Genomic DNA, 6,864 nt, shown 5'->3' with positions numbered 1-6,864 from the left:
TCGTGGAGTTCCTCCACACCTACAACCATCACCGCTGCCACACTGCACTCGGCGGCCACCCGCCCATCAGTCGAATCAACAATGCTGCGGGTCAATACAACTAGGCCGCGCCAGGGGGTACGTGCGCTGGTGCGGGCCTGCGGGCCTGCGGGTCCGGGACTGCCCGGCCGACTCTGTGTCGGTGTGGGTCTGACTTCAAGAACAACAATGGTCGGCTGAGACAGGCTCCCGACGGCGGGGTAGGGAGCGTCCGCGCGGCCATGGTCGGCGTCAACGTGCTTAGCAGCCGCCGCCGTTCAGCCGCTCGGGTAGCATCGGCGGCTCCAAGCGAGCGGCGTGGGGGAGAAGGCGGGAATGGTCGCGAAGTACTTGGTCTCGCCGGGTGGTGGTCGTCGTGCTTATGCCAACATCACGTCTGCTCTTGCCGCTGCGGCCGGACGGGGCCGAGCGGCGCTGGTCGAGATCGCGCCCGGCCGCTACGAGGAGACGCTCACGGTCCGCGGTGAGGTCCAGGTGGCCGCGATCGGCGGCCTGGGCTCCGTGGTGGTGAGCAGGCCCAGCGGTGCCGTCCTCGACGCCTTCGGGGCGGTTCGTGTCCACGGCCTCGTGCTGATCGGACGCGATGCCGACGTCGTCGGCTGCCATGCGGGAACGCTCACGCTCGAACACTCGGAGGTTCGTGCGCACAACGGCGTCAGCGTGCACGCGAGGCCGAACACCTCCGTGACGCTGCGGGACAGCGTGATCCTTTACGGCCGGACCCTCTTCTCCGGATCCGGCGGGCTCGTCGAACGGTGCCGGTTCACCGACGCCGCCGACAATGCCGTTGCGGTGATCGAAGGCGCCGATGTCTCGGTCCGTGACAGCTGGATCGGGGGCAGCCGGATCCACGGCGTGCGAGTCAGTGATGCGCGGGCCCAGGTCGCCGGGTGCGAGCTGACCGGCACCGGGAAGGCGGCCATCATGGCGGACACGCGGGCGGAGCTCTCCGTGAGCGGCTGCGCGATCAACGCCGTGCACGCGGAGGCAGTCATGTTCATCGAGCAGTCCAGGGGCTCCGTGGACGGCACGCGCGTCACCGACGCGGAACACGGGATCGGAGTGGCGAGTGGCGCCGACCCGGTGGTGCGCGGCTGCGCGTTCACCGAGTGCCGCGATACCGGCATCAACGTCCAGACGTCAGGACGTGGCAGATTCGAGGACTGCGAGGTCCTCGACGCGGGCAATGTCGCGGTGTTCTCGACCAAGGGCGGCGCTCCGGAGGTCCACGGCTGCCGCATTGCGCGAGGCAACGTCGGTATTGCCGTCACCGACGCCGCCAGAGGCCGCTTCACCCGGGTGGACATCGAGGACCTGACGGGTACCGCACTGCGGGTCCTCGACGAGTCCAGGGCCGTGTTCGAGCAAGTCCGTGTGGAGCGCTGCCCGTCGGGCGTGGAGACCCGGGGCAACGGAGGCACGACGGCCGAGGTCACCGACGCGGGTTTCCGTGGCTTCGACATGGCCGCGGTGGCCGTCCTCGGCCAGTCCCGGGTCACGCTCAAGGGCGTGGCGGCGGAGCGCGGAGTGCTGGGCTTCGGCGTCGGCGAGGACGCTCAGCTGCTCGTGCACGACTGTGATGTCAAAGCGGTGAGCGCCGGTGGGGCCATCGCGTTCGGCAAGGGCAAGCTCGTCGCGAGGAACCTCACCGTGACCGGCTCGGAGGCATTCGGCCTCTGCGGAAAGGACGACGCCTACCTGGACGTCGTGAACAGCGAGTTCGTCGACTGCGCGGCCGCGGGGGCGAGCTTCGACGACTCGTGCGGCGGCCGGCTGGTGGACTGTTCGGTGCAAGGAACGCGAGGGGTGGCCGTACAGGACAACGGCCGCGTCGACCTGGTCTCGCTCCGCACGTCGCTGTCGGTCGTCAAGCAGGTCACCAAGCCGGCTGAGCTTCCGCCGACCATCGTCAACAACTACTACGGCCCGGTCTTCCACGCCGCGGTCCACGGTGCTCAGCTGGCCTGGAACAACAACAACGCCATCCAGCAGCAGACCAATGAGGACGGAACCCGCACATGAGCGAGCCACAGAACGTCAACAACTACGACGGGCCCGTGTTCCACGCCGAGGTCTCAGGCACTCAGTTCGCCTGGAACAACGACACCGTCACCCAGAACCAGCAGAACAACAGCACCGTCGCCCCGGGCTTCGAGGCACTCGCCGAGCTGGTCACCGACCTGCTCCGGCAGCTGCCCCAGGCCGGTCTCGCCGAGCAGGACCGTGAGGACACCGAGTCCGCGGCCAGAGAGGTCCTCGCGACGATCACTCAGCCGAACCCTCCCGAGGCAGGCAGGCTCCGCAGCGCGCTCGGCATGCTCAAGGGAGCGCTGGCCCCGGTCGCGACCGGAGTGGTGACCGGTACGGCGGTGGGGGCGCAGGAGTGGGCCCGGACGGCGATCGAGGGTTTGACCCGCCTCGTCTGATCAGGCGGGAGGAAGAACTACGGGCGTGCCCGGTTTCCGTCACCACCACGGCGGCCCGGGCCGCCGCCCCGGAGAAGCGGACCGGTCGGCGAGGCGTGTCTGGCTGCCCGGCGTCATCGGTCTCGCCTGCCTTCTGCCCGGCGTCACCTGTCCCACCGGTCTCACCTGCCTTCGGGCGCGCGCTCTCCTGGTCCGGCAGACGTACGCACTCGTCCGTCACCAAGACGGCGGCCCAAACCTTTGCATGATCATGCGCGATTATGCATAATCTTCCTATGTCTAAGGTCCTCACCTCCCTTCCCGCCGGCGAGCGCGTCGGCATCGCCTTCTCGGGCGGCCTCGATACGTCGGTCGCGGTCGCGTGGATGCGCGACAAGGGCGCCATCCCGTGCACCTACACCGCTGACATCGGCCAGTACGACGAGCCCGACATCGCCTCGGTGCCCGGCCGTGCGCAGAACTACGGTGCCGAGATCGCGCGCCTGGTCGACTGCCGCGCGGCGCTGGTCGAGGAGGGGCTGGCCGCGCTCACCTGCGGGGCGTTCCACATCCGCTCGGGCGGGCGTGCCTACTTCAACACCACGCCGCTCGGCCGGGCCGTCACGGGAACCCTCCTGGTCCGGGCGATGCTCGAGGACAACGTACAGATCTGGGGCGACGGCTCGACCTTCAAGGGCAACGACATCGAGCGGTTCTACCGGTACGGCCTGCTCGCCAACCCGCACCTGCGGATCTACAAGCCTTGGCTGGACGCGGACTTCGTGACCGAGCTCGGCGGCCGCAAGGAAATGTCGGAGTGGCTTCTCGCCCACGGCCTGCCCTACCGCGACAGCACGGAGAAGGCGTACTCCACCGACGCCAACATCTGGGGCGCCACCCACGAGGCCAAGACCCTGGAGCACCTGGACACCGGTGTGGAGTCCGTGGAACCGATCATGGGCGTGCGGTTCTGGGACCCGTCGGTGGAGATCGCTGCCGAGGACGTGACGATCGGCTTCGACCAGGGCCGCCCGGTGACGATCAACGGCAAGGAGTTCGCCTCGCCGGTCGACCTGGTGATGGAGGCGAACGCCATCGGCGGCCGGCACGGCATGGGCATGTCGGACCAGATCGAGAACCGGATCATCGAGGCCAAGAGCCGCGGCATCTACGAGGCGCCCGGTATGGCCCTGCTGCACGCGGCGTACGAGCGCCTGGTCAACGCGATCCACAACGAGGACACCCTCGCCCAGTACCACAACGAGGGGCGGCGCCTCGGCCGGCTGATGTACGAGGGCCGCTGGCTGGACCCGCAGGCGCTGATGGTGCGCGAGTCGCTTCAGCGCTGGGTCGGCGCGGCCGTCACCGGCGAGGTGACGCTGCGGCTGCGGCGCGGAGAGGACTACTCGATTCTCGACACCACGGGCCCGGCGTTCAGCTACCACCCGGACAAGCTGTCCATGGAGCGCACCGAGGACTCGGCGTTCGGCCCGGTGGACCGGATCGGCCAGCTCACCATGCGCAACCTCGACATCGCCGACTCGCGCGCCAAGCTGGAGCAGTACGCCGGGCTCGGCCTGATCGGCACCGCCAACCCCGCCATCGGTGCCGCCCAGGCGGCCGCGACCGGGCTGATCGGCACCATGCCGGAGGGCGGCGCCGAGGCCATCGCCTCCCGCGGCGAGGTCTCCGGTGACGACGAATGGCTGGACCGCGCCGCGATGGAGTCCGGCACGGACTGACCAGCCCCGTCGAGCGGACGGCTCGACACCCCTGAGGGGGATGCACCACCGGAAAGGCCGGCTCGGCGCCCATGGCGTCGAGCCGGCCTTTCCGTACGCCGCCTCCGTACGCCCCGGCCGGGTGCCCGCGTCCCGAGCAAGCGGCGCCCGGCCGGGTTCTCCCTAGGGGTGCACGCCACCCCGCTCGGACACCGCCGTCCCCCTGAGCTGGGTCGCTGCCCGGCCGGGGGCTGGGCCAGGAGCCTGAAATCCGCGGCACCGCAGAGCCGCCAGCCGCCAGCGGCCGAGACGGTGATCACGGCGGCGGTGCCGGCGCGGCCGTTCGACCTGGCGAAGACCGTGAACGTCACCGTGGCGGTCGGCGTGGCCGCGTCGCCGACGGGCACGGCCGACGAATTCACGTACGTGGGTTGAGCCCCGGGGCCTGCCGTACCCGCCCGGCGGGTATGGCAGGCCCGTCGACCGTGAACAAGGAGAACACCGCACCTTCTCGAACAGCCGCACCTTCTCGAACACGCGATCCTATGCTGACGGCATGATCGACATACCTCTTTCAGCGCTGGAAGTCGCGATGGTCCAAACGGGCACCCGGCCCGTGGAAACCCTGCGCGACACCGCCGCCTTCGCGCAGGGACTGGAGCAACTGGGCTATCACCGGATCTGGTACGCCGAGCACCACCACTCGCCCGCCATCGGCGCCTTCCCGCCCGTCGTGCTGACCGCGCACGCTGCCGCCTCGACCTCGGCCATCCGACTCGGCTCGGGCGGAGTTCTGGCACCCAACCACGCACCCCTCACGCTGGCGGAGCAGTTCGGAACGCTGGCCGCCCTGCATCAGGGCCGTATCGACCTCGGAATCGGCCGTGGTCCCGGCACCTTCGACGAGGCCACCGCGCGCGCTCTGCGCCGCGGAGCCGGACCGACGACGGATGCCGAATACCACGACGACGTAGCCGCGATCCTGTCCTTCCTGGTCGACGAAGTCGCACTCGACCCGCTGCCGGAGCCATGGCTGCTGGCCTCCAGCACCGCAGGTGCCGCTCTCGCCGGAAAGCTCGGCCTGCCGATCGCCCTCGCGCACCACATCCGGCCGGACAACACCCGTGCGGCGCTGGACCGTTACCGTGCGGCGTTCACCCCGTCCCGTTGGTGCGAGCAACCTCGGGTGCTGGTGTGTGTGGAGGCCGTGTGCGCCGAGACGGAGGAAGAAGCCGCGTGGCGCGTCGGACCGATGGACGTCGTCAAAGCCGGGCTCCTCAAAGGCCTGAGTGAGATCCCCTTCCCCACCCCCGCGGACGCGGCGGCCCACCCCTTCACGGAAGAGGAGCGACAGGCGCTGGCCGGCTTCCGCGCACAGCAAGCCGTCGGGACACCCGAGACCGTCGTTCAACGGCTTGCGCAACTGGCCGGCGAAACCGGAGCAGACGAACTGATGCTGACCACACCCGTCTACGACCTCCGCGACCGCCTTCGCTCCTGCGAACTCATCAAGAAGTACGCCGAGGCCACGACAGCGCCGTAGGGAGCACGAGGGGGAGGGAGGTCGAGGGAGGCCGAGGGAGGGAAGGGACGCCGGGGCCGGACGGCGTCGAGCGGGCTGGTCTCAGGGATCTCGGGCTTCCCAGAGTTCTCAGGGGCGTCGGTCCGACACCGCAGGCGCAGGCCGGGCAGGGTCGGTAACCGATATCGCCCACGAGAGGTAATAAAAACGGAAAATGGTCTGGTACGGTCCGAGTTCAGCGACTCGCGTGAAGGAATCCGCATGACCACGCCCGTACCTCCCGACGGCGCCACGCCTACGGGCCCGCAGCCGCAGGACCATGATCCGTGGGCCCCGCCGTCCCAGCCGGGTGGCATGCCCCGCCTGCCGTCCCAGCAGGGTGATGTGCCCCGCCCGCCGTACCCCATGCAGCCTTCGCAGTCGCGTAACGGCATGGGCATCACCGCCCTGGTGCTCGGTCTGGTCGGCCTCGTCCTGGGCCTGTTCATCATCCTGTTCTGGATGTCCTGGTTGCCGGCCCTGCTGGCCGTGATCTTCGGCTCCGTCGGACTGGGCCACGCGCGCAAGGGCCTGGCCACCAACAGGGCCATGGCCATCAGCGGTCTCGTCCTGGGCATCGTCGGCCTGCTGATCGCGGCCGGCAGCGCAGCGTTCACCGTGGTGGCGGTCAAACATGTCGTCGACAGCACGCGCGCGAAGGTCAAGGAAGCCGACGAGGCCAAGGAGTCGGCGGCAGCCGCGGAGAAGGCCCGTCACCTGTCTTTCGGTGAGCCGTACACCTTCGGCAACGGCCTGAAAGTCACGGTGTCCAAGCCGTCGCCCTTCACTCCGGACGAATTCGCCAACGGTCACGACAAGGGCAACAAGGCCGTTCAAGTCACGGTCACCGTGGTCAACACCGGCACCAAGCGGATCGAGGTCGAGACCGGCCTGCCCGACGTCAATGACGCCGACGGCGCCTCGGCGCAGTTGGTGATCGACGGCAGCGGCCGTCAGAAGGTCATCACCGGATATGTCCTGCCCGGCAGGAAAGCCGTCGGCAAGTACGCCTTCTCACTGCCGCCCGATGCCGCCCATCGGATCGAGGTCGAGTTCAGCCCTGACGTGGCACGTTGGGACGACGCCTACTGGAGCGGCCCGGCCCGCTGACCGCACACCGTCGGGCAGTGCAATGACT

General features: G+C 69.3%; 6 protein-coding genes and 1 pseudogene. All 7 read left to right on the top strand.

Features of this window, described 5'->3' with window-relative positions:
• Positions 1–104: pseudogene (locus IF67_RS43015) on the top strand (IS481 family transposase); the annotation flags it as partial.
• A gap of 250 nt (positions 105–354) precedes the next feature.
• Complete coding sequence (locus tag IF67_RS0115015; protein ID WP_030985867.1) at positions 355–2,061, top strand: right-handed parallel beta-helix repeat-containing protein; 1,707 nt, start codon at positions 355–357, stop codon at positions 2,059–2,061.
• Positions 2,058–2,465: a hypothetical protein gene (locus IF67_RS0115010; protein WP_030985866.1), complete on the top strand. Its 408-nt coding sequence runs from the start codon at positions 2,058–2,060 to the stop codon at positions 2,463–2,465. Before IF67_RS0115015 ends, IF67_RS0115010 begins: the two co-directional genes overlap by 4 nt.
• Before the next feature lie 275 nt (positions 2,466–2,740).
• Positions 2,741–4,186, top strand: coding sequence for an argininosuccinate synthase (gene argG / locus IF67_RS0115005; protein WP_030985864.1), 1,446 nt, complete (start codon positions 2,741–2,743; stop codon positions 4,184–4,186).
• 168 nt (positions 4,187–4,354) lie between these two features.
• Positions 4,355–4,600, top strand: coding sequence for a hypothetical protein (locus IF67_RS44945; protein WP_234341105.1), 246 nt, complete (start codon positions 4,355–4,357; stop codon positions 4,598–4,600).
• A 121-nt stretch (positions 4,601–4,721) separates the two neighbouring features.
• Positions 4,722–5,708 carry an LLM class flavin-dependent oxidoreductase gene (locus IF67_RS0114995; RefSeq protein ID WP_030985862.1) on the top strand — a complete coding sequence of 329 codons (987 nt, stop codon included), beginning with the start codon at positions 4,722–4,724 and terminating at the stop codon, positions 5,706–5,708.
• Between the two features lie 240 nt (positions 5,709–5,948).
• On the top strand, positions 5,949–6,836 hold the full coding sequence (locus tag IF67_RS0114990; protein ID WP_030985861.1) for a DUF4190 domain-containing protein: 888 nt from the start codon (positions 5,949–5,951) through the stop codon (positions 6,834–6,836).
• Positions 6,837–6,864: the final 28 nt, after the last annotated feature.

Origin of the sequence: Streptomyces sp. NRRL S-1813, from assembly GCF_000719605.1 — a bacterium.
Classification (GTDB): domain Bacteria; phylum Actinomycetota; class Actinomycetes; order Streptomycetales; family Streptomycetaceae; genus Streptomyces; species Streptomyces decoyicus.
Note: the sequence above shows the minus strand (reverse complement) of the source record. Positions and strands in the feature narration are given on the sequence as shown.

What these genes read in the sequence shown, in the direction of transcription:
- IF67_RS0114995 (WP_030985862.1), top strand. Translation starts at nt 4,722, where the DNA reads ATGATCGACATACCTCTTTCAGCGCTGGAAGTCGCGATGGTCCAAACG.
- IF67_RS0115015 (WP_030985867.1), top strand. Translation starts at nt 355, where the DNA reads ATGGTCGCGAAGTACTTGGTCTCGCCGGGTGGTGGTCGTCGTGCTTAT.
- IF67_RS0114990 (WP_030985861.1), top strand. Translation starts at nt 5,949, where the DNA reads ATGACCACGCCCGTACCTCCCGACGGCGCCACGCCTACGGGCCCGCAG.
- IF67_RS0115010 (WP_030985866.1), top strand. Translation starts at nt 2,058, where the DNA reads ATGAGCGAGCCACAGAACGTCAACAACTACGACGGGCCCGTGTTCCAC.
- argG (WP_030985864.1), top strand. Translation starts at nt 2,741, where the DNA reads ATGTCTAAGGTCCTCACCTCCCTTCCCGCCGGCGAGCGCGTCGGCATC.